At 66.0% G+C, this 19,901-nt stretch carries 18 protein-coding genes; 13 read left to right on the forward strand and 5 right to left on the reverse strand.

Features of this window, described 5'->3' with window-relative positions; all coding sequences use genetic code 11:
- Positions 1–8: 8 nt before the first annotated feature.
- The 7 genes from gcvT to ISS20_RS07545 all read left to right on the forward strand — a co-directional run bounded on the left by gcvT (position 9) and on the right by ISS20_RS07545 (position 8,972).
- On the forward strand, positions 9–1,151 hold the full coding sequence (gcvT, locus tag ISS20_RS07515; RefSeq protein WP_291435244.1) for a glycine cleavage system aminomethyltransferase GcvT: 1,143 nt from the start codon (positions 9–11) through the stop codon (positions 1,149–1,151).
- Positions 1,152–1,237: 86 nt separating this feature from the next.
- Positions 1,238–1,612, forward strand: a complete 375-nt coding sequence (gene gcvH / locus ISS20_RS07520; protein WP_291435246.1) for a glycine cleavage system protein GcvH — start codon at positions 1,238–1,240, stop codon at positions 1,610–1,612.
- A 130-nt stretch (positions 1,613–1,742) separates the two neighbouring features.
- Positions 1,743–4,646, forward strand: coding sequence for an aminomethyl-transferring glycine dehydrogenase (gene gcvP, locus ISS20_RS07525; RefSeq protein WP_291435248.1), 2,904 nt, complete (start codon positions 1,743–1,745; stop codon positions 4,644–4,646).
- Between the two features lie 190 nt (positions 4,647–4,836).
- On the forward strand, positions 4,837–5,205 hold the full coding sequence (locus ISS20_RS07530) for an FKBP-type peptidyl-prolyl cis-trans isomerase (protein ID WP_291435288.1): 369 nt from the start codon (positions 4,837–4,839) through the stop codon (positions 5,203–5,205).
- A gap of 4 nt (positions 5,206–5,209) precedes the next feature.
- The gene (locus tag ISS20_RS07535) at positions 5,210–6,253 is read left to right on the forward strand and encodes a MerR family transcriptional regulator (protein ID WP_291435250.1); all 1,044 of its coding nucleotides are present in this window, start codon (positions 5,210–5,212) and stop codon (positions 6,251–6,253) included.
- Positions 6,254–6,331: 78 nt separating this feature from the next.
- Complete coding sequence (locus tag ISS20_RS07540; protein ID WP_291435252.1) at positions 6,332–7,612, forward strand: acyltransferase family protein; 1,281 nt, start codon at positions 6,332–6,334, stop codon at positions 7,610–7,612.
- Positions 7,602–8,972, forward strand: a complete 1,371-nt coding sequence (locus ISS20_RS07545) for an MFS transporter (RefSeq protein ID WP_255409859.1) — start codon at positions 7,602–7,604, stop codon at positions 8,970–8,972. The genes ISS20_RS07540 and ISS20_RS07545 overlap by 11 nt, the downstream gene beginning before the upstream one ends.
- Before the next feature lie 63 nt (positions 8,973–9,035).
- On the opposite strand, the gene ISS20_RS07550 is transcribed toward ISS20_RS07545, so the two are convergent.
- Complete coding sequence (locus tag ISS20_RS07550; RefSeq protein ID WP_291435257.1) at positions 9,036–9,692, reverse strand: NAD(P)H-dependent oxidoreductase; 657 nt, start codon at positions 9,690–9,692, stop codon at positions 9,036–9,038.
- Positions 9,693–9,929: 237 nt separating this feature from the next.
- On the opposite strand from ISS20_RS07550, the gene ISS20_RS07555 reads away from it, so the two are divergent.
- Complete coding sequence (locus tag ISS20_RS07555) at positions 9,930–12,140, forward strand: ATP-binding protein (RefSeq protein WP_291435259.1); 2,211 nt, start codon at positions 9,930–9,932, stop codon at positions 12,138–12,140.
- Positions 12,127–12,789 (forward strand): RluA family pseudouridine synthase, encoded by a 663-nt coding sequence (locus tag ISS20_RS07560; RefSeq protein WP_291435261.1) that lies wholly within the window; start codon positions 12,127–12,129, stop codon positions 12,787–12,789. The genes ISS20_RS07555 and ISS20_RS07560 overlap by 14 nt, the downstream gene beginning before the upstream one ends.
- A gap of 72 nt (positions 12,790–12,861) precedes the next feature.
- Here ISS20_RS07560 and ISS20_RS07565 read toward each other — a convergent pair whose 3' ends face one another.
- Positions 12,862–13,767 (reverse strand): EamA family transporter, encoded by a 906-nt coding sequence (locus ISS20_RS07565; RefSeq protein WP_291435263.1) that lies wholly within the window; start codon positions 13,765–13,767, stop codon positions 12,862–12,864.
- Between the two features lie 75 nt (positions 13,768–13,842).
- Here ISS20_RS07565 and ISS20_RS07570 point away from each other — a divergent pair, with 75 nt between their 5' ends.
- The 4 genes from ISS20_RS07570 to ISS20_RS07585 all read left to right on the forward strand — a co-directional run bounded on the left by ISS20_RS07570 (position 13,843) and on the right by ISS20_RS07585 (position 17,607).
- The gene (locus ISS20_RS07570; protein ID WP_291435265.1) at positions 13,843–14,355 is read left to right on the forward strand and encodes a MarR family transcriptional regulator; all 513 of its coding nucleotides are present in this window, start codon (positions 13,843–13,845) and stop codon (positions 14,353–14,355) included.
- Between the two features lie 42 nt (positions 14,356–14,397).
- Positions 14,398–15,159 carry an SDR family NAD(P)-dependent oxidoreductase gene (locus tag ISS20_RS07575; protein ID WP_291435267.1) on the forward strand — a complete coding sequence of 254 codons (762 nt, stop codon included), beginning with the start codon at positions 14,398–14,400 and terminating at the stop codon, positions 15,157–15,159.
- A 91-nt stretch (positions 15,160–15,250) separates the two neighbouring features.
- Positions 15,251–16,435: a beta-ketothiolase BktB gene (gene bktB, locus ISS20_RS07580; protein WP_291435270.1), complete on the forward strand. Its 1,185-nt coding sequence runs from the start codon at positions 15,251–15,253 to the stop codon at positions 16,433–16,435.
- A gap of 188 nt (positions 16,436–16,623) precedes the next feature.
- Entirely contained in the window at positions 16,624–17,607 is a 984-nt protein-coding gene (locus ISS20_RS07585; RefSeq protein WP_291435290.1) for a tripartite tricarboxylate transporter substrate binding protein, read from the forward strand.
- A gap of 192 nt (positions 17,608–17,799) precedes the next feature.
- Here ISS20_RS07585 and ISS20_RS07590 read toward each other — a convergent pair whose 3' ends face one another.
- The 3 genes from ISS20_RS07590 to ISS20_RS07600 all read right to left on the reverse strand — a co-directional run bounded on the left by ISS20_RS07590 (position 17,800) and on the right by ISS20_RS07600 (position 19,748).
- A complete protein-coding gene (locus ISS20_RS07590) occupies positions 17,800–18,237 on the reverse strand; it encodes a universal stress protein (RefSeq protein WP_291435272.1) in 438 nt (145 codons plus the stop codon).
- Positions 18,238–18,349: 112 nt separating this feature from the next.
- The gene (locus ISS20_RS07595) at positions 18,350–19,129 is read right to left on the reverse strand and encodes a 2OG-Fe dioxygenase family protein (protein WP_291435274.1); all 780 of its coding nucleotides are present in this window, start codon (positions 19,127–19,129) and stop codon (positions 18,350–18,352) included.
- Positions 19,130–19,256: 127 nt separating this feature from the next.
- Positions 19,257–19,748: a hypothetical protein gene (locus ISS20_RS07600; RefSeq protein ID WP_291435276.1), complete on the reverse strand. Its 492-nt coding sequence runs from the start codon at positions 19,746–19,748 to the stop codon at positions 19,257–19,259.
- Positions 19,749–19,901: the final 153 nt, after the last annotated feature.

Raw genomic sequence — 19,901 nt, forward strand, 5'->3', positions numbered from 1 at the left:
AGTCCGCCATGTCAGCCACCGTCCCCCTGCTCACCACGCCCCTGAACGCCCTGCACATCGAACTGGGCGCCCGCATGGTGCCGTTTGCAGGCTATTCCATGCCCGTGCAATACCCCGCTGGCCTGATGGCCGAACACCAGCACACGCGCAGTGCTGCGGGCCTGTTCGATGTCTCGCACATGGGCCAGCTCAAACTCATCGGCGCCGGTGCCGCTGCAGCCTTTGAAACCCTGATGCCTGTAGACGTGATCGACCTGCCCGTGGGCAAACAGCGCTACGGCCTGCTGCTGACCGATGAGGGCACGATCATTGATGACCTGATGTTCTTCAACCAGGGCGTGGTGAATGGCGAGCCCACCCTGTTTGTCATCGTGAACGGTGCTTGCAAGGTGGCCGATATCGCCCACATTCAGGCGCGCATCGGCCAGCGTTGCAAAGTGGTGCCCATGCCAGACCACGCCCTGCTAGCACTGCAGGGCCCACAGGCCGTCACCGCCCTCACCCGCCTGGCCCCCGGCGTGGAAAAGCTGGTGTTCATGACCGGTGGTGACTTCACGATTGCTGGCTGCGACTGCTTTGTGACCCGCAGCGGCTACACCGGCGAAGATGGTTTTGAAATCTCGGTGCCCGCCGCACAGGCCGACACCCTGGCCCGCGCCTTGCTGGCCCAGCCCGAAGTCAAACCCATTGGCCTGGGAGCGCGCAACTCGCTGCGTCTGGAGGCTGGCCTGTGCCTCTACGGCAACGACATCGACACCACCACCACGCCCCCCGAGGCCGCACTGAACTGGGCGATCCAGAAGGTGCGTCGCACCGGGGGTGCGCGCGCTGGCGGCTTCCCTGGCGCAGACAAGGTGCTGGCGCAAATCGACAACCCCGCCAACCTGCCCCGCAAACGTGTCGGCCTGGTCGCGCTGGAACGTGTGCCCGTGCGCGAACACACCGAACTGCAAAGCACCGATGGCCAGAAGATCGGCGAAGTCACCAGCGGCCTGCTGGGCCCCACGGTGAACGAACCTGTGGCCATGGGCTATGTGGCGCCCGCCTTTGCCGCCATTGGCACCCGCGTCAATGCCATCGTGCGCGGCAGGGCCGTGCCCATGGAAGTGCGCGCCATGCCGTTCGTTCCAGCCAACTACTTTCGCGGTTGATTTCGCGGGCGGCAGCGCACAGATGCGGTCCGCGCCCGCTACATTGCTGATTCCTTTATTTATCCCGTTTGCTTGAGGAGCTTCCCATGACGATCAAATTCTCCAAAGACCACGAGTGGATCAACGCCGCTGATGCCAACGCCTCGGTGGTGGGTATCACCGTTCACGCGCAGGACGCGCTGGGCGATGTGGTGTTTGTGGACCTGCCCGAAGTGGGCAAAAGCTTTACCCAGGGCGAAGTGGCCGGTGTCGTCGAATCCGTGAAGGCCGCCGCCGACGTGTACATGCCCGTCACCGGCGAAGTGGTGGAAGTGAACGAAGCCCTGCGTGCCGACCCATCGCTGGCCAACAGCGACCCGCTGGGCGCTGGCTGGTTCTTCAAGGTCAAGCTGGCCGATGCCAGCCAGCTCGACGCCTTGCTGGACGAAGCCACGTACACCGAGTTCGCCAAGAACGCCTGACACCGATCGTTCTCCAGGGCATGGCGCCGTGCCATGCCGTGCCATGCCCTGCCCTGCCTGCGCACTACCCATGTGCAAGCGCCCTACCCCGGCATTGCCCCCAACCCGCTGCGACCTACGAGACTGCCCCATGCTGATGCAATCCGCCACCCCCCTTGGCGCGCTTGAAAACGCCACCGAATTCCTGCCACGCCACATCGGCATCGACGCAGCCGACGAAGCGCACATGCTGTCGGTGATCGGCGAGGCCTCGCGGCGCGCACTCATCGAATCCATCGTGCCGCGCTCCATTGCACGCAGCCGGGGCATGGACCTGCCTGCGACCCTTACCGAGGCCGCAGCGTTGGCAGAACTCAAGGCCATCGCGGGCAAGAACCAGCTGCTCAAGAGCTTCATCGGCCAGGGCTACTACGGCACGCACACTCCTGGCGTCATCCTGCGCAACATCCTGGAGAACCCCGCCTGGTACACCGCCTACACGCCCTATCAGGCCGAAATCTCCCAAGGCCGCATGGAGGCCCTGGTCAACTTCCAGACCATGGTGTGCGACCTGACGGGCATGCCGATTGCCAACGCATCCATGCTGGACGAAGCCACCGCAGCCGCCGAGGCGATGACGCTGGCGAAGCGCTCGGTCAAGAGCAAGAGCAACGTGTTTGTGGTGGCAGGCGACGCCCACCCGCAAACCATTGAAGTCATCCAGACCCGCGCCAAGCCCCTGGGCCTGGAGGTGCGCCTGGCCAATTCGGCCGAGGAATGGAACACTCTGCTGAATGGCGATTACTTTGCCGTGCTTGCCCAGTACCCCGCCACCAGCGGCCGCATTGACGACCTGCGCGCCGATGTGGAAAAGGCGCACGCCAAGCAAGCTGCCTTCATCGTGGCCGCCGACCTGCTGGCCCTCACGCTCATCACCCCGCCCGGTGAACAAGGTGCAGACATCGTGGTGGGCACCACCCAGCGCTTTGGCATGCCCATGGGCGCTGGTGGCCCGCATGCCGCCTTCATGGCATGCCGCGATGAATACAAGCGCAGCCTGCCCGGCCGCTTGGTGGGCGTGAGTGTGGACGTGCATGGCAAGCCCGCCTACCGCCTGGCACTGCAGACACGCGAGCAGCACATCCGCCGCGAAAAGGCCACGTCCAACATCTGCACGGCCCAGGTGCTCCCGGCCGTCATCGCCAGCATGTATGCCGTGTATCACGGCCCCGAAGGCCTCAAGCGCATTGCACAGCGCGTGGCCAGCTACACCGCCATCCTCACGCAAGGGCTGCAGCAGCTGGGTGCGCCTGTGAGTGCACAGGCCGCGTTCGACACCGTGAGTCTGCATACTCAAAACGCTACACAATCCATAGCATCCAAGGCAATCAGCCTCGGCGCCAACCTGCGGATTTACTTCAAAGAGTACCTGTGCATCTCGCTGGACGAGACCACCACGCGCGCCGACATCGAGCTGCTGTGGAAGATCTTCGCCAAGGACGGCCAGGCGCTGCCCACCTTCGATGCGTTTGAAAAGGGCGTCGAGTCGCTGATCCCCACCGAGCTGCGCCGCACCAGCAGCTACCTCACGCACCCCGTCTTCAACACACACCATTCCGAAACCGGCATGCTGCGCTATATCCGCCAGCTCTCCGACAAGGACCTGGCGCTGGACCGCAGCATGATCCCCTTGGGCAGCTGCACCATGAAGCTCAACGCCACCAGCGAGATGATCCCCATCACCTGGCCCGAGTTTGCCAACGTGCACCCCTTCGCCCCCGCTGACCAGCTGGTGGGCTACAAGGAGCTGGACGAGCAACTGCGCGCCTGGCTGTGCCAGGCCACCGGCTATGCGGGCATCAGCCTGCAACCCAACGCAGGCTCGCAAGGCGAATACGCCGGCCTGCTGGCCATCAAGGGGTACCACGAGTCGCGTGGCGAAGGCCACCGCAACATCTGCCTCATCCCCAGCAGCGCGCACGGCACCAATCCCGCCAGCGCCCAGATGGTGGGCATGCAGGTGGTGGTGACTGCCTGCGATGCCAATGGCAACGTGGACCTGGTAGACCTGAAAGCCAAGTGCGAACAGCACAGCGCCAACCTGGCGGCTGTGATGATCACCTACCCCAGCACGCACGGCGTGTTCGAGACCAGCGTGAAGGAGCTGTGCGCCCTGGTGCACAGCCATGGTGGCCGCGTTTACGTGGACGGCGCCAACATGAACGCCCTGGTGGGTGTGGCAGCCCCCGGCGAATTTGGCGGCGACGTGAGCCACCTGAACCTGCACAAAACCTTCTGCATTCCCCACGGCGGTGGCGGCCCCGGCGTGGGCCCCGTGTGCGTGGTGCAAGACCTGGTGCCCTTCCTGCCCGGACACGCCACAGCAGGCGTGGCGGGTGGCGTGGGTGCCGTCAGCGCCGCCCCGCTGGGCAATGCCGCCGTGCTGCCCATCAGCTGGATGTACATCCGCATGATGGGAGCTGAAGGACTGCAAGCAGCCACCGAGACGGCCATCCTGAGCGCCAACTACATCAGCGCCCGCCTCAAGGACCACTATCCCACGCTGTACGCCAGCGAGGGCAAGGACGGCAAGCCCGGCCACGTCGCCCACGAGTGCATCCTGGACCTGCGCCACCTCAAGGACACCAGCGGCGTGATGGCCGAAGACGTGGCCAAGCGCCTCATCGACTATGGCTTTCACGCGCCCACGCTGAGCTTCCCGGTGCCCAACACGCTGATGGTGGAACCCACCGAAAGCGAAACCCTGTCCGAGCTGGACCGCTTCATCGACGCGATGATTGCCATCCGCGAAGAGATCCGCCAGATCGAAAACGGCGCGCTGCCGCAGGACAACAACCCGCTCAAGAACGCGCCGCACACCGCAGAAAGCCTGCTGAGCGGCGAGTGGAACCGCCCCTACACCCGCGAAGCAGCCGCCTACCCCGTGGCTGCTCTGCGCCAGTCGAAATACTGGTCGCCCGTGGGCCGCGTGGACAACGTGTGGGGCGACCGCAACCTGAGCTGCAGCTGCATTCCGGTGAGCGACTACGCCTGACCCTGCGGCGAAGGCCACGACGGCCTTGCCATTCAAAGCCCTGGTGCTCAACCGCCCAGGGCTTTTTCGTTGGACGGCCCACACAGGCAGATGCATGAACACGAATAAGATCGCGGCTTGCGTTGTGATTCACACCTTTTAGGAGCCCCCTTTGCGAAACCTCTTGTGCCTTTTGCTTGCCAGCGCCGTGATGGCTCCCGCCGCCATGGCCCAGTCCTCCAACCCCGTCACCACCGCCAGCGGCCTGGTCTATGAATCGCTCAAAGACGGCACGGGCGAATCGCCCAAGGCCACCGACACGGTCAAGGTGCATTACAAGGGCACGTTCCTCGACGGCAAGGAGTTCGACAGCTCCTACAAACGCGGCGAACCCACCTCATTCCCACTCAATGGCGTGATCCCTTGCTGGACCGAAGGCGTGCAGCGCATGAAGCCGGGCGGCAAGGCCAAGCTGACTTGCCCCCCCGGCATTGCCTACGGTGCCCGGGGTGCGGGTGGCGTCATTCCCCCTAACGCCACGCTGAATTTCGAGATCGAGCTGATCTCCGTGGGCCGCTGACCCTATGCTGCTGAAGGTCGGTGACCTCGCGCGGCGCACCGGCCTCACGGTGCGCACGCTGCACCACTATGACGAGATCGGCCTGCTCAAGCCCTCGGGCCGGTCTGAGGCGGGGTATCGCCTGTACAGCCAGGCCGATGTGCAGCGGCTGCATGCCATTCAGACCATGCGCCAGATGGGTCTTGCGCTCAGCGACATTGCCGAGCTGCTGGCAGGCGAAGGGGTGGCGCCCCAGCGCATCATTGGCCAGCAGATCCGTGCGCTGGACCAGCAGATTGCCCAGGCCACCGAACTGCGCGGGCGGCTGACCATGCTGCGCGACGGCCTCATGGCCGGTGCTGAGCCCGACATGGGCAACTGGCTGGAAGCGCTCGCGCTCATGACCACCTATGGCAAGTATTTCAGCAGTGCAGAACTCAAGCAGATCTTCACGAACTGGGGCCTGATCGAGGGCGACTGGATCGTGGTCAAGGACCTGGTGCGCAGCGCCATGGACCGCCAGTTGCCGCCCGACTCCCCAGAAGTCCAGGCACTGGCCTACCGCTGGATGGCACTGATGCTGCACTGGATGGGGGGCGATCTGGACCTGCTGGACCGCTGGGGCCACATGTTCCGCACCGAGCCCAGCACCCAGGGACGCAACCACGCGCCACCCGGCGACATGATCGAATACGTGGAAACGGCCATCAAACTGCGCCTGGCCTTGCTGGAGAGGTACCTGACCCGCGACGACCTGCGCATGCTGGGCCACGTACCGCACACCGCATGGGCGGCGCTGGAACGCGACGTACAACAGCTACTGGCCCGCCAGATACCCACGAACCACCCCGACGCAGCGGCGGCAGCCCTGCGCTGGAACACGCTGTTCGACCAGCTGACCCGCAGCGATGCGCAATTGCGCCGGAAGCTGCTCACCGCGTCGGCCAACGAGCCGCTGCTGCAGGCGGGCTCGCCGCTGAGCGCGCCCGTGCGCGCCTACCTGCAGGCGGCGCTCGCGCTAGCCACACCCACTCCCGCCATCGCTGCGACAGTCTCTGCGCGCCGCTGAGACACTCACACCGTCTGCAAAAAAACCACTGAAAAGTGCTTGACCCTCACGCAACGTGAGGCCCCACAGTCGACCCCCATGAACGGATCGACGCACTCTCCCAACCCCTCCGCCCCCACCCGGCGGTTGCACGCCCTGGACAACCTGCGCGCCACCATGATGTGGCTGGGCATCGTGCTGCATGTCTCGGTCGTCTACATGAGCCGGCCTTCGCCCCTGCCCTGGCACGACGACCAGTCCAGCCCTCTGGCAGACCTGTTGGTGGCGGTGATTCATGCCTTTCGCATGCCCTTGTTTTTCATCCTCGCCGGATTCTTTGTGGCGGCACTGGTACACCGCCATGGGCTGACCGGCATGGTGCGCAACCGGCTCCGCCGTCTGGGCCTGCCGTTTGTACTGTTCTGGCCGCCGCTGTTCGTCGCTTGCGCGCTGCTCGGGCTGATGTTCCTGCACCGCATGGCCTATGGCACCTGGGGTGTGGACCGCAGCCTGTTGCCCCGAGGCCCCAACGTACCCCAGGGCCCGGCCACCATGCACCTGTGGTTCCTGTGGATGCTGCTGTGGCTCGCAGTTCTGACACCGGTGGCATGGACCGCCGTGCGCGCATTGCCCGCAGGAGTGCAGCAGGCCCTGCAACGCTGTGCCCTCTGGCTGGGTGGTACCCCTGCAGGCCTGGTGCTGCTCACGCTGCCGCTGGCCTGGATTGGCGCCAGCTACGACCATGGCATCGTGACGCCCAGCGGGTCCTTCTTGCCGCCGTTGGCGGAGTGGATACACAACGGGCTGTTCTACGGCTTCGGCCTGTGCCTGCATGTGCACCGCAAGGCGTTGATGGAGCGCTACGAACGGCACTGGCCTGCGCTGGTGGGCCTTGGGCTGGTGGGCTTTCTGGTCACTGCGCTGCTGTCGGAAGTGCTGGCACAGCCGGAAGCATCGGCCTTTGCACTGGTGCTGGTCACCGGGGCATTTACCGACCTGCTGGTCGCGCCGGTGTCTGCCACCCGTCACCTGCAGTTCTGGATGGCGCTGGCCTACAACAGCGCATCGTGGCTCTGGAGCTTTGCGCTGATCGGGCTGTTTCTGCGCCATGTCGGTCACCCCCGCGCCTGGCTGGCCTACCTGGCCGACAGCTCGTACTGGGTGTACTTGGTGCACCTGCCACTCACGATCGGCCTGGGTGCGCTGCTGTACGGCCTGCCCGTTCCAGCCCTGGCCAAGATGCTGATCAACGTGCTGGCCACGACCGCCCTGTGCCTGGCCAGTTACCACCTTTGCGTGCGTTTTACCGCTGTGGGCCGCTTGCTCACGGGGCGCACGCACACCCGTCATTCTTTGGGAGACCTCGTTCATGCGACCTGACACCTCACCCCGTCCTGCCCACCCACCCGGCGCAGGCCCTGCAATCCCACCCGCAGACCCGCGCGCCGCGCTGCTGCAGGACCCCAACTTCCGCTGGATGATTGGCGGCTCGGCCCTGTCCATGCTGGGCGACCAGTTCACGCTGATCGCACTGCCCTGGCTGGTGCTGCAGATGACCGGCGACACGCTGGTGCTGGGCACCGTGCTAGCCCTCATCAGCGTGCCGCGCGCCTTGTTCATCCTGATCGGCGGCGCGCTGGTAGACCGCCATTCGCCCAAGCAGGTTCTGATGATCACCAAATACGTCAACCTGGTCCTGCTGGCCGCGCTGGCGGGGCTGGTGTTTGCGGGCACGCTGTCGTTGTGGATGGTGTACGCGCTGTCGCTGGGCATTGGGCTTGCCACGGCCTTCAGCATTCCGGCGGGCACGGCCATGATGCCGTCGGTGGTGGCACGCCCCCAGCTGCAGGCCGCCAACGGCATCAGCCTGGGCCTGCGGCAGCTGACGATGTTCCTGGGGCCCTTGCTCGCGGGGCTGTTGATTGCACTGTTTGGCGCTGGTGGCGCAGCCCAAGCCGCCGCGGATGCGCCAGCACATGCCAACGCCACTGGCATCGGCATCGCCTTCGCGCTGGATGCGCTGAGCTTCGCCGTGTCGGCCTGGACGCTGTCCAAGGTGCAGACGCGTGCGGGCCTTGCGGACCTTTCCGCCCCCACGGCCGCGCCACAGGCGGTGCTCGCCTCGGTGGCGCAGGGCCTCGGTCACTTCTGGCGTGACAGCGAGCTGCGCACCTGCTTTTTGTATTGGAGCGCCATTGCCTTGTTCATCATGGGTCCCATCCATATCGCCATTCCGGTGCTGGCCAGCAGCAGCCCGCAGCTCGGTGCCGCCGCCTTCGGCATCATCGTGGGCGCCCACGGCGCGGGCACGCTGCTGGGCATGGTGGTGTCGGGCATGGTGCCCCGGCTGCGGTTTGGCAGCCTGGGCATGACTATCCTGGCGTTCGACGCCATCATTGGCGCGCTGTTCATGCCGCTGGGTCTGATCACCGCCGTGTGGCAAGGCGCGGTGCTGATGCTGGTCATCGGACTGCTCGGCGGCTTCATGCAGGTGAGCGTGTTCACATGGATCCAGCACCGGGTCCCCCCCGCCCTGCTGGGCCGCGCGATGAGCCTGTTCATGTTCATCTTCATGGGCCTGGCGCCAATCTCTGCCGCCGTGACGGGCTGGGTGATGAAGAGCATCACGCTCACCCAGCTGTTCGCGGCCAGCGGCGGAACGCTGGTGGTGCTGGCGGCACTGGCCTTTGTGCTCACCCCCATGCGCCGCGTGACGGATGCAGCGCCCGCCACACGCTGAGGCTCCCCACGAAAAAAAGGCTGGACCCCTGTCCAGCCTTTTTTGTGCCTGAGGAGGAGATCCTCAGACTTCGGTCACGAACTGCTCGCGGGGGCGGCGCACCTTCTTCAGGCTCACCAGCCAGTCGCCTTCGTCGGCGCGGTAGCCCAGCGGCAAGATGGCGACGCTGCGCAGGCCGCGCGCACGTAGGCCCAGGATTTCATCCAGCGCGTTGGGGTCGAAGCCTTCCATGGGCGTCGAGTCCACTTCTTCAAACGCTGCAGCGATCAGGGCTGCGCTCATGCCGATGTAGGCCTGGCGGGCTGCGTGCTGGAAGTTCACTTCGGCATCGCGCTGGGGGTAGCTGCTGAGCAGCATCTGGCGGTAGTTTTCCCAGCCTTCGTTCTTGAAGCCACGCTGGTCATTGGTCAGGTCGAACATCATGTTGATGCGGTCGGCCGTGTAGTTGTCCCAGGCCGCAAACACCAGCAGGTGCGAGCCGTCGGTGATCTGGGCCTGGTTCCAGGCGATGGGCTGGATCTTGGCGCGCACGGCGGGGTCGGTCACCACGATGATCTCGAACGGCTGCAGGCCGCTGGAGGTAGGCGCCAGGCGGGTGGCTTCAAGAATGCGCTCCACCTTCTCTTGCGGCACCTTCTTGGCAGGGTTCATCTTCTTCGCGGCGTAGCGCCATTGCAGCTTGTTCAGCAAGGGTTGGGCGAGAGTGGTGTCAGTGGTCATGGCAGGGTCCTGATAGAAGTTGTGGATCGAGGGATGTGTCGATGGTGGAACTGTAGGCACCCCACAGTGGTTCGGTAAGCCCTGCCAAAGAAACGGATTGTTCGCAATTCATCAACAATCGACCCAAACGCGCGTTGAAATCGCAATTTGATGGTGCCACCGCCATCGCGTGGTGCCAGATGGGCAGGCGTACACTTGAGAGAGCCCGGGCACGCACCCGGCTGACCGCGCCCCTTCATGAGTGAACCCGACCTGTCTTTTCTGGACCCTGCAGGCCGCCAGCCCGCAGCCGCAGAGCACATGCCCCGCCCGCCTGCCCCCCACTCCCGCACGCCCGGTGCCTCTGCCGATGGCCTGGTGGCGGAGCTGCGTGCTTACCAGGCCGAGCTAGAGAACCAGAACAAGGTACTGCGCTACAGCCAGGCCGTGGCCGAGAGTGCGTACGAACGCTTCGAGACTCTGTTTGCCAGCGTACCGCTGGCCCTCATGGTGGTGGACGATCACGACATGGTGGTGCAGGCCAACTCGATGGCACACCGATCGTTCCAGCCCACCGAGCGCGACCGGCCGCTGACTGCGCTGATGCCTTTTGTGTGCCCACAGGATGCCGCCCGCGTGCGTGAGGCCTTTGCCCAGGCGCAGGACCTGGGGCACAGCGAGGTCAAGGAGGTGGTGTTCACCATCAGCAATGCCACGCGCATCACCGGCGACCTGCACATTGCCCACATCGATGCACCGCAGACTAGCGGCCCGCCGCTGTCGCAGTTCTTGTGCGCGGTGATCGACCAGGGCCCGCTGCTGGCCGAGCGCCAGGCCTTGCAGCACAGTGCCGAGACCCTGCAGCAGCGCAATGAGCAAATCCGCGCCAGCGAAAAGCGGCTGGAGGCCGTCATCAACTCCGCGCTGGACGCCATCATCTGCGTGGACCAGCACCAGCGCATCACCGTGTTCAACCCCACGGCGGCGGCGCTGTTCCAGTGCAGTGCCAGCGACGCGCTGGGCAGCACCCTCGACCGTTTTTTGCCCGACGCGGCGCAGGCGCTGACGTTTGCCCAGCTCACCACGCAGGCCCTGCTGGGCGAGATGACCGCGCTGACTGCCAGCGGCAAAGAGCTGGCTGTGGAGGTGAGCGTGTCGTTCGAGCGCCATGCCGACGGCGAGACCACTACCGTGTTTGCCCGCGACCTGACAGGCCGCAAGAAGGCCGAGGCGCACCGCAATGAGCTGGAAGCCCAGCTGCGCGAGTCGCACAAGATGCAGGCCGTGGGCACCATGGCCGGCGGCATTGCGCACGACTTCAACAACATCCTGGGTGCCATCCTTGGCAATGTGGAACTGGCCAAGGCCGATTGCGCCACCCACGCGCCGGGCTCTCCCGTGCTGGAGAGCCTGCTGGAGATCGACAAGGCCGGCCGCCGCGCGCGCGACTTGGTGAGGCAGATCCTCACCTTCAGCCGCAACGAGCCCCCGCAGCGCTCGGCAGTGTCGCTGGCTGAGGTGGTGCACGACACCGAGCGCCTGCTGCGCGTGACCCTGCCCCCCGCCATTGAGCTGCACATGCAACTGCAGGCGGGCCTGCCACCCGTGCTGGCCGACGCCACACAGGTCGAGCAGGCCCTGCTCAATCTGTGCACCAACGCCGTCCACGCCATTGGTACCGAGCGCGGCAGCATCCATGTAGAGGCCGCCACCGTGCAGCCCGACCAGCGCCTGACCGAGCGCCTGGGCCTCGCGCCCATCGACTACGTGGCCCTGACAGTGCGCGACACAGGCCCCGGCATGGACGCCGCCACGCTGGAGCGCATCTTCGAGCCCTTCTTCACCACCAAGCCCGTGGGCCAGGGCACGGGCCTGGGCCTCGCGGTGGTGCATGGCGTAATGCGCACGCACGAAGGCGGGGTGGATGTGCACAGCGCGCCGGGCCAGGGCAGCCGGTTCACGCTGTACTTTCCAGTGGCCACCGGTGCGGCTGCCGGTGCACAGCCCAGCCCTGCCGCGCAGGCAGCGCCGCTGGCGGCCATGGCCTCAGCGCCAGCGCCTGCCGAACCACCCGGCAGTGCGCAGGGCAAGAAGCACCATGTGATGTACGTGGACGACGACCAGGCCCTGGTCTTTTTGGTGCAGCGCCTGCTGCGCCGCCGGGGCTATGAGGTGAGCGGCTACACCGACCCGCACGAGGCCACGGCTGCACTGCGGGCCGCCCCGCAGGCCTATGACCTGCTGGTCACCGACTACAACATGCCCGGCTTTTGTGGCGTGGACCTGGTGCGCGAGGCCCGCCTGATACGCCCCGACCTGCCCGTGGCCCTGGCCTCGGGCTATGTGACGGCGGAGATCGAACAGGCCGCGCTGGCCGAAGGCGCCCGGGCCTTGATCCACAAACCCAACGACGTGGAAGAACTCTGCGCCACCGTGCAGCGGCTGATCGTGGGCCATGACCCTGCCTGAACCCGTGGCAGATGGGGTGCAGGCGCTGTACGAAGACGACGACCTACTGGTGCTGTGCAAACCCTCCGGGCTGCTGTGCGTGCCCGGCCGGGGCCCCGACAAACAAGACTGCCTGAGCGCCCGTGCACAGCAGCACTGGCCCGGCGCGCTCATCGTACACCGGCTGGACCAGGCGACCTCGGGCCTGGTGCTCATGGCCCGCCACATCGATGCACAGCGGCGCCTGAGCCACGCCTTTGCCGAGCGACAGGTGCACAAGCGCTACCAGGCGGTAGTGCAAGGGCTGCTGGGCACAGCGGGCGGCGACTGGAGCGAGATCGAACTGCCCATCGCCGCCGACTGGGAGCGGCGCCCGCTGCGCGTTATCGACCACGCCGTGGGCAAACCCAGCCTAACCCGCTGGCGTGCACTGGCGCAAGACGCTGCGGCTCAGACCACGCGCATCGAGCTGGAGCCCATCACCGGCCGCACCCACCAGCTGCGCGTGCACCTGGCCGCCATAGGCCACGCCATCCTGGGCGACGGGCTGTATGCCGATGCCGCCACGCAGGCACAAGCCCCACGCCTACTGCTGCATGCCAGTCACCTAGCCTTTGGGCACCCCAGCACGGGGGAGCAGGTAGCGCTGGAGTGTGCGGCCGATTTTTAGCCAAATTGCCCGCTAGCGCTAGTAGAACATGCGCCAATCGCTATCTATTCAATAGCAAACAATACTTACTGGTCAGCGCCCGCCCGGCGGCACGGCGCGCGACATGGCCCACTGCACGGCCAATATGCTCGCCAGCACCACCAGCATGCCCACCAGCGATACCCCAGTCATGGCCTGCCCCAGCAGCGCCCAGCCCAGCAGCACCGCCGTGACCGGGCTCAGCAGCCCCAGCGACGACACCGCCACCGACGGCAGGCGCGCAATGCCACGGAACCACAGCGCATAGGCCACCAGCGCACCTGCCAGGCTGAGGTACAGATAGCCCGCGATGTGGGTGGAAGTGAGTGTGGGCAAAGGCGGGTCCACCGCCCAGGCCACCGGCGCCAGCATCACGCCGCCTGCCAACAGCTGCCAGCCGGTAAACGCCAGCACCGGCAAGTCAGACCGCCAGCGCCGCGACCAGAACGTGCCCGCTGCCATGCACAGCGTACCCACCAGCGCGGCAGCCACACCCACCATGTCCCAGCGCGCAGCGGGTGACAGCAGCAGCGCCGCCATGCCCAGCACACCCAGCGCCCCGGCCGCCAGCGCCAGTGCGGGCGGGCGCCGGTGGTCCAACGCCCAGGTCAGGCCCATCACCACCAGCGGCCCCACGGCTCCCACCACCGCGGCCACGCCACCGGGCAACCGGTAGGCCGCCACAAACAGCAATGCCTGGAACACGCCAATGTTCAGCGCTGCCAGCACCAGCAGGCGCCGCCACCCCACCCAGTCGCCCCAGGCCGGCCAGCAGCGGCACCACAGCACCAGCAGCAAGCCCGCGGGCAAGGTGCGCAGCAGTGCGGCGGTGAAAGGCCGGTCGGGCGGCAGCAGCTCGGTGGTGACGATGTAGGTCGAGCCCCAGATGACCGGTCCGAGCGCTGTGGTGAGCGCATCCAGCCAGGTCGAGGAACTTGCAGAAGCACGTGAAGCAGCCATATATTTATCTTCAAATCAAGACAAAAACTCTACCATACAATCTCGAATTCAAGATAAATCAACCACCACAAGCCCATGGCCAACCCACGCCAACCCGATGCCGTCGATGCCATCCTGGCCCAGTGGCAGCGCGAGCGCCCCGACCTGGACACCAGCGCCATGGGCCCCATCGGTCGCATCAAGCGCTGCGCCGTGCTGCTGCAGCGGCGGCTGGATGAGACCTTTGCCAAGTTCGGCTTGAGCACCTGGGAGTTCGACATGCTGGCCACGCTGCGCCGCAGTGGCGCGCCCTACTGCCTGGCCCCGACCACGCTGTTCTCCACACTCATGGTCACATCGGGCACCATGACGCACCGCATGGCCAAGCTCGAAGCCCAGGGCTGGATCGAACGCCTGCCCAACCCTGCCGATGCACGCAGCTCGCTCGTGCAGCTCACCCCTCAGGGGCTGGAGCTGATCGACCGCGCCGTGGAAGCCCATGTGGCCAACGAACACCGCATCCTTTCAGCCCTCAAGGCGGTCGACCTGGCGGCGCTGGACACGCGACTGGCACTGCTGCTGGCCACGCTCGAGTCCCCCACGGGCTAGGAATAGCGCCCCGCGCCGTGTACTGCGCAGTAACATGGCGGGATGCCTCAAAACCACCTCTACATCCTCACCGGCGCATCGCGCGGCATGGGCCTGGCCATGGCCCAGCAGCTTTTGCGCAGCGGCAACACCCTGATCTGTATCGCACGCAGTGCCAATGACGACCTGGCGGCCGAGGCCCGGGCCGCAGGCGTCGCCATCGAACAGTGGCAGCAAGATCTGTCGCAGGGCGAGCAGGCCGCCCACAAGCTGCAAGCCTGGCTGCAGGCCCAAGGCCCGCAGGCGTTTGCCAGCGCCACCCTCATCAACAACGCGGGCATGATCCCGCGCATTGCGCCGCTGTCGGCCAGCGACGCGGAAGACCTGGCCACCGCCCTGCGTGTGGGGCTGGAGGCGCCCATGCAGCTCACCGCTGCTTTCCTGGGCGCGACGGACAGCTGGACCGTGCCGCGCAAGGTGCTCAACATTTCCTCGGGCCTGGGCCGCCGGGCCATGGCCTCGCAGGCCGCGTACTGCGCCGCCAAGGCGGGCATGGACCATTTCACGCGTTGCGTGGCTCTGGACGAGGCCATCAAGCCCCATGGGGCCAAGGTATGCTCGCTGGCTCCCGGTGTGATCGACACCGACATGCAGGTCCAGCTGCGCGGCGCCGACCCGGCCGCCTTCCCGGACCGCCAGAATTTCGCCAACCTCAAGACGGGTGGCCAGCTCACATCGCCTGCCGACGCCGCCACCCGCGTGCTCGCCTGGCTGGAGCGCGCAGACTTCGGCACCCACCCGGTGGCCGATGTGCGCGAGGCGTGAGCCCATTTACTCCTACTTTGATAGCTGCAACCGCATGATTCACTAGCGCCTGCAGCCGTTTTGACCTGAATTTCTCTGAAAGGACCTCCCCATGACCCGTGAAGTCGTCGTCGTCAGCGCAGTGCGCACCGCCATTGGCACCTTTGGTGGCAGCCTCAAGGACGTGCCTCCCACCGAACTGGGCGCACTCGTGGTGCGCGAATCGCTCGCCCGCGCCAACGTGGAAGGCAAGGACGTGGGCCATGTGGTGTTCGGCCATGTGGTCAACACCGAGCCCAAGGACATGTACCTGTCGCGCGTGGCAGCCATCAACGGCGGCTGCGGCGAAGGCACGCCCGCCTACAACGTCAACCGCCTGTGCGGCTCGGGTCTGCAGGCCATCGTCAACGCCAGCCAGTCCATTTTGCTGGGCGACACCGACGTGGCGATCGGCGGCGGGGCCGAGAACATGAGCCGCGTACCCTTTGCCAGCCTGAACATGCGCTGGGGCGCCCGCATGGGAGACACCAAGATGGTGGACATGATGATCGGCGCACTGCACGACCCCTTCCACAACATCCACATGGGTGTGACGGCCGAGAACATCGCCGCCAAGTGGGGCATCAGCCGTGAAGACCAGGACAAGCTGGCGGTTGAAAGCCATAACCGCGCAGAGCGCGCCACGCAGGCCGGCGTGTTCAAGGACCAGATCGTGCCCGTCACCTTGAAGAGCAAGAAGGGCGACGTGCAATACGCCACCGACGAGCACTTCCGCCCCGGTGCCACCATGGAAGACTTGGCCAAGCTCAAGCCCGTGTTTATCAAGGAAAACGGCACGGTGACTGCCGGCAACGCCTCCGGCATCAACGACGCCGCCGCTGCCGTGGTGCTGATGGAAGCCGGTGCCGCCAAGGCCCGTGGTGCCAAGCCCCTGGCCCGCCTGGTAGCCTATGCCCACGCGGGCGTCGACCCCAAGTACATGGGCATCGGCCCCGTGCCCGCCACGCAGCTGGCGCTGAAGAAGGCGGGCCTCACCGTCAACGACCTGGACGTGATCGAGGCCAACGAGGCCTTTGCGGCCCAGGCCTGTGCCGTGACCCGCGACCTGGGCCTGGACCCCGCCAAGGTCAACCCCAACGGCTCGGGCATTTCGCTGGGCCACCCCATCGGCGCCACCGGTGCGCTCATCACCGTCAAGGCCATCCATGAGCTGCAACGCATCCAGGGCCGCTATGCGCTGGTGACGATGTGTATTGGTGGCGGCCAGGGCATTGCGGCGATTTTTGAGCGCCTCTGACCTGCACGCGGGTGCGCACATTGCCATCGCCACCCGCGATGCTGCCACCTGCTATTGGCAACGCGAGCGCCACAGTCGATCAGCGATCATTGGCGCCCGCTGCCCCAGATCAGCCGGGCAACCGCAGCCGCACCCAGCGGCCTGGCGGCGACCCGCACACCACTGAACCGATGGAGACACCTCTCACCATGATGCGCACCCTGCTTTCCTTCTTTGCCCTCGCCTTCGCGCTGGGCACCACGGCCCACGCCCAGGCGCCTGCGCCCGCTGCGGCATACCCCGCCAAGCCCATCCGCCTGATCGTGCCCTTCCCGCCCGGCGGCGGCACCGACATCCTGTCGCGCCTGGTGGCCACCAAGCTCACCGAAAGCGCCAAGTGGACCGTGGTGGCCGACAACCGCGCCGGCGCAGGCGGCACCATCGGCATTGGCGAGGCCGTCAAGGCCGCGCCCACGGGCTATGACCTGGTCATGGGCCAGAAAGACAACCTGGTGATCGGCCCCTGGCTGTACAAGAACCTGCCCTGGGACCCCACCAAGGACCTGACCGCCGTGGCCCATGTGGCCTACACGCCTGTGGTCATTGCCACTAGCGCGAACTCCAAGTTCAAGACGCTGGCCGACGTGGTGGCTGCCGCCAAGGCAGCGCCCGGCACCGTCACCTACGGGTCGCCCGGCAACGGCACCTCCATCCATCTGGCGGGCGACCTGTTCGAGAAGGCTGCGGGCATCAAGCTCAGCCACATCCCCTACAAGGGCTCCAACCCCGCGCTGATGGATGCGTTGTCGGGCAATGTGGACCTGCTCATGTCCTCGGTGCCGTCGGCCATGGCCCAGATCAAGTCGGGCAAGCTGCGCCCGCTGGCCGTGACCTCGGCCAAGCGCAGCTCGTCCATGCCCGAGGTCCCTACCGTGTCCGAATCGGGCTTCAAGGACTTTGATGTGAGCACCTGGTACGGCGTGTTCGCTCCCGCTGGCACACCCGCCGCCGTGGTGAACGTCGTCAACGCAGAAATCAACAAACTGTTGGCCACCCCCGAAATGAAGGCCGCCATCCATGCCCAGGGCGCCGAGCCCGAGGCCATGTCGGCCGCCCAGCTCAATACGCTGCTCAAGGCCGACTACGCCAAGTGGAAGGGCATTGTGGAAGCCTCTGGCGCAAAGATTGAGTAGCCCCCCTGAGTCGCCTGCGGCGCCTTCCCCTGGGGAGACGCACCCGGTGGCCTGGCAGAGCCAGATCCAAGGGTGCACTGGCCTGGGGCGTGCCTGTCCCAAGCGCAGATGGCTACGGGTGGTGCGCAGCGTCATCGAGAACTGAAATAAAAAACGGCTCCTTTCGGAGCCGTTCTTCATGGGGGAGCGTGTTCAGTCCCTCACAACCAGCACGGGGATGTGCACCACACCCAGCACACGCTGCGTAACGCTGCCCAGCACCAGCTTTTCCAGGCCGCGACGGCCGTGCGAGCCCATCACAATGAGGTCGGCGCCGGTGCTCTCCAGTGCACGCAGGATGCCATCGTGCACCGCATGCCCCTCGCCCACCACGGTGGTGACCTGCACGCCCGCATCAGCCATGGCCTTCTTGGTGGCGTCCAGCGCGGCGTTGGCCTCGGACGTGGCGGCGCTGATGTACTGCGCCTGGCCGTAGGCAAAGTCGGCGCCCACGCCCGTGAAGGGATAGGGGTCGATCACATAGACCGCCGTGACGGCGCTGCCAAAGGTCTTGGCAAGACCTGCGGCCTTGGATACGGCCAGCATCGAGGTCTTGGAACCATCGACAGGAACCAGAATGTGCTTGAACATGGTGCTACTCCTTGGGTTGAACGGTGTGACGGGCTTGTGGCCCCACAGTGACCAGTGTGAACGCCCACCATACCGCGCATCTTGATTCGCATCAAATCCGGTGCACTCCCGTTCAAGCCCCCGAGGGTGCCAGCCCCACCACATCCGCGCCTTGGAAGCTGTCCCGGCGGCAGGTCACCACCAGAGTGTCGCGGTATCCCCCCGCAGCCAGCGGCTGGATAGGGGTAGATTCGTGGATCATGCGCGCATCGTCCAGCAGCAGCAGCGACCAGGGCTCGGTCAGCGTAAAGCGCTGCCCGCTGGGGCCGGCCGCTTCAAACACCCGCGTCTCGCCACCCTTGACGCCCTCGCGCCCCACCAGAAACACCGCCACCAGATCGACGCCGTCGCGGTGGGCGCCCTCGGGTGTGGGGCGGCCGATGCCGTCCGTGGTGTCGATGCGAAACTGGTGTGCTTCCACAAACCAGGGCACCGGTGCCTGTGGGACCGCAAACACTGCGTCCGACACGCTTGCCAGCGCGGCCAGTATTTGCCGCCACACAGGCAGAGCCACCGTGGCGGGCTCCATGGGTGCAAACCAGCGCTCCATGCCGCCATGCAGCGCGTTGTACTCTACCGGCTGCCAATGGGCGCGGTGCGGCACCTGCTGCATCTGACCGTCCTGCAGCACAAAGCAGGCATGGCGGCGGCGGCGGTAGCGCCCGCCGTCCTTCAAGAACTCATCGGGCGGCAAGGCGGCCCAGTCGCTGTTCAGGGCCAGCAGCGCAGACAGCTCGCAGCCAACCCACTCGGCAACGGCCGCAGGACTGAGCACGGCAAAGCCGCTGCTGCGCAGCTGGCTGGCAACGTCAGCCGGAGTGGTGAAAGGGGGAGAAAAGGAGACTTGGGCCATAGGGGCCCGAGCTTAACCGCAGGCGCTGGCGCGAGCTCTGCGATGGCACAAACATCATGTGCGGTGCAGGGGGCTGCGCCCGGCTCACTCTGCGTATACGGCTGCAACGCCGGGTTGAGCAAGCCGTTCAGTCCCGGTTGCCATGGCCCTTGCCACGTCCTTCGCCCCGGCCATGTCCACGATCATGGTCACGGTCGTGTTTGCCGCCGCGCCCGCGGTCATCATCCCAGCGCTGGTCATCGCGCCCTCGCGGGCCTTGGTATGGGTTGCCACGGCGTGGGGGCGGCTCTTGCACAAAGTACACCGGCTGGCTGCAGGCGTTGTAGCGGGAGCAGTGTTTGCCCCAGTTCTTCGCATGGCCGGGCGGCACATACAGGTAGATGGGCGCACGTGGCACCACCACGGCAGGACGCTGGATGATGACAGGCTCTGCGTAGATCAGCGGCGGTGGTGGCGCGTTGCCGATGTTGATACGGCCATACACACCGGGTGCCAATTCCCCCCCTACGGTGGCGTTGACATAAGCCTGCGCATGTGCGCCGCCCGCCAAGCCAAGCAGCAAGGCAGCAGCCGCGCCAGAAACAAGAAGACGGATCGCGGGAAGGATGGTGTTTTTCATGGATAGCTCCTGCTGTCTGCCACACCAAGTACGCAGACAGTGCACACATGCGGTGGGCGGCCCCATGTCGATCACAAGGCCTGCCGCACCTTACACCCTTCACACGCTACAAATTGTCAGCCAATGGCGACAGTTGTCGGCTGCAGATGAGGT

Source organism: Acidovorax sp., assembly GCF_016783915.1.
Classification (GTDB): Bacteria; Pseudomonadota; Gammaproteobacteria; order Burkholderiales; family Burkholderiaceae_C; genus Acidovorax.

Coding starts and splice junctions, on each gene's coding strand:
- gcvT (WP_291435244.1), top strand. CDS start 9: ATGTCAGCCACCGTCCCCCTGCTCACCACGCCCCTGAACGCCCTGCAC.
- gcvH (WP_291435246.1), top strand. CDS start 1,238: ATGACGATCAAATTCTCCAAAGACCACGAGTGGATCAACGCCGCTGAT.
- gcvP (WP_291435248.1), top strand. CDS start 1,743: ATGCTGATGCAATCCGCCACCCCCCTTGGCGCGCTTGAAAACGCCACC.
- ISS20_RS07530 (WP_291435288.1), top strand. CDS start 4,837: ATGGCTCCCGCCGCCATGGCCCAGTCCTCCAACCCCGTCACCACCGCC.
- ISS20_RS07535 (WP_291435250.1), top strand. CDS start 5,210: ATGCTGCTGAAGGTCGGTGACCTCGCGCGGCGCACCGGCCTCACGGTG.
- ISS20_RS07540 (WP_291435252.1), top strand. CDS start 6,332: ATGAACGGATCGACGCACTCTCCCAACCCCTCCGCCCCCACCCGGCGG.
- ISS20_RS07545 (WP_255409859.1), top strand. CDS start 7,602: ATGCGACCTGACACCTCACCCCGTCCTGCCCACCCACCCGGCGCAGGC.
- ISS20_RS07550 (WP_291435257.1), bottom strand. CDS start 9,692: ATGACCACTGACACCACTCTCGCCCAACCCTTGCTGAACAAGCTGCAA.
- ISS20_RS07555 (WP_291435259.1), top strand. CDS start 9,930: ATGAGTGAACCCGACCTGTCTTTTCTGGACCCTGCAGGCCGCCAGCCC.
- ISS20_RS07560 (WP_291435261.1), top strand. CDS start 12,127: ATGACCCTGCCTGAACCCGTGGCAGATGGGGTGCAGGCGCTGTACGAA.
- ISS20_RS07565 (WP_291435263.1), bottom strand. CDS start 13,767: ATGGCTGCTTCACGTGCTTCTGCAAGTTCCTCGACCTGGCTGGATGCG.
- ISS20_RS07570 (WP_291435265.1), top strand. CDS start 13,843: ATGGCCAACCCACGCCAACCCGATGCCGTCGATGCCATCCTGGCCCAG.
- ISS20_RS07575 (WP_291435267.1), top strand. CDS start 14,398: ATGCCTCAAAACCACCTCTACATCCTCACCGGCGCATCGCGCGGCATG.
- bktB (WP_291435270.1), top strand. CDS start 15,251: ATGACCCGTGAAGTCGTCGTCGTCAGCGCAGTGCGCACCGCCATTGGC.
- ISS20_RS07585 (WP_291435290.1), top strand. CDS start 16,624: ATGATGCGCACCCTGCTTTCCTTCTTTGCCCTCGCCTTCGCGCTGGGC.
- ISS20_RS07590 (WP_291435272.1), bottom strand. CDS start 18,237: ATGTTCAAGCACATTCTGGTTCCTGTCGATGGTTCCAAGACCTCGATG.
- ISS20_RS07595 (WP_291435274.1), bottom strand. CDS start 19,129: ATGGCCCAAGTCTCCTTTTCTCCCCCTTTCACCACTCCGGCTGACGTT.
- ISS20_RS07600 (WP_291435276.1), bottom strand. CDS start 19,748: ATGAAAAACACCATCCTTCCCGCGATCCGTCTTCTTGTTTCTGGCGCG.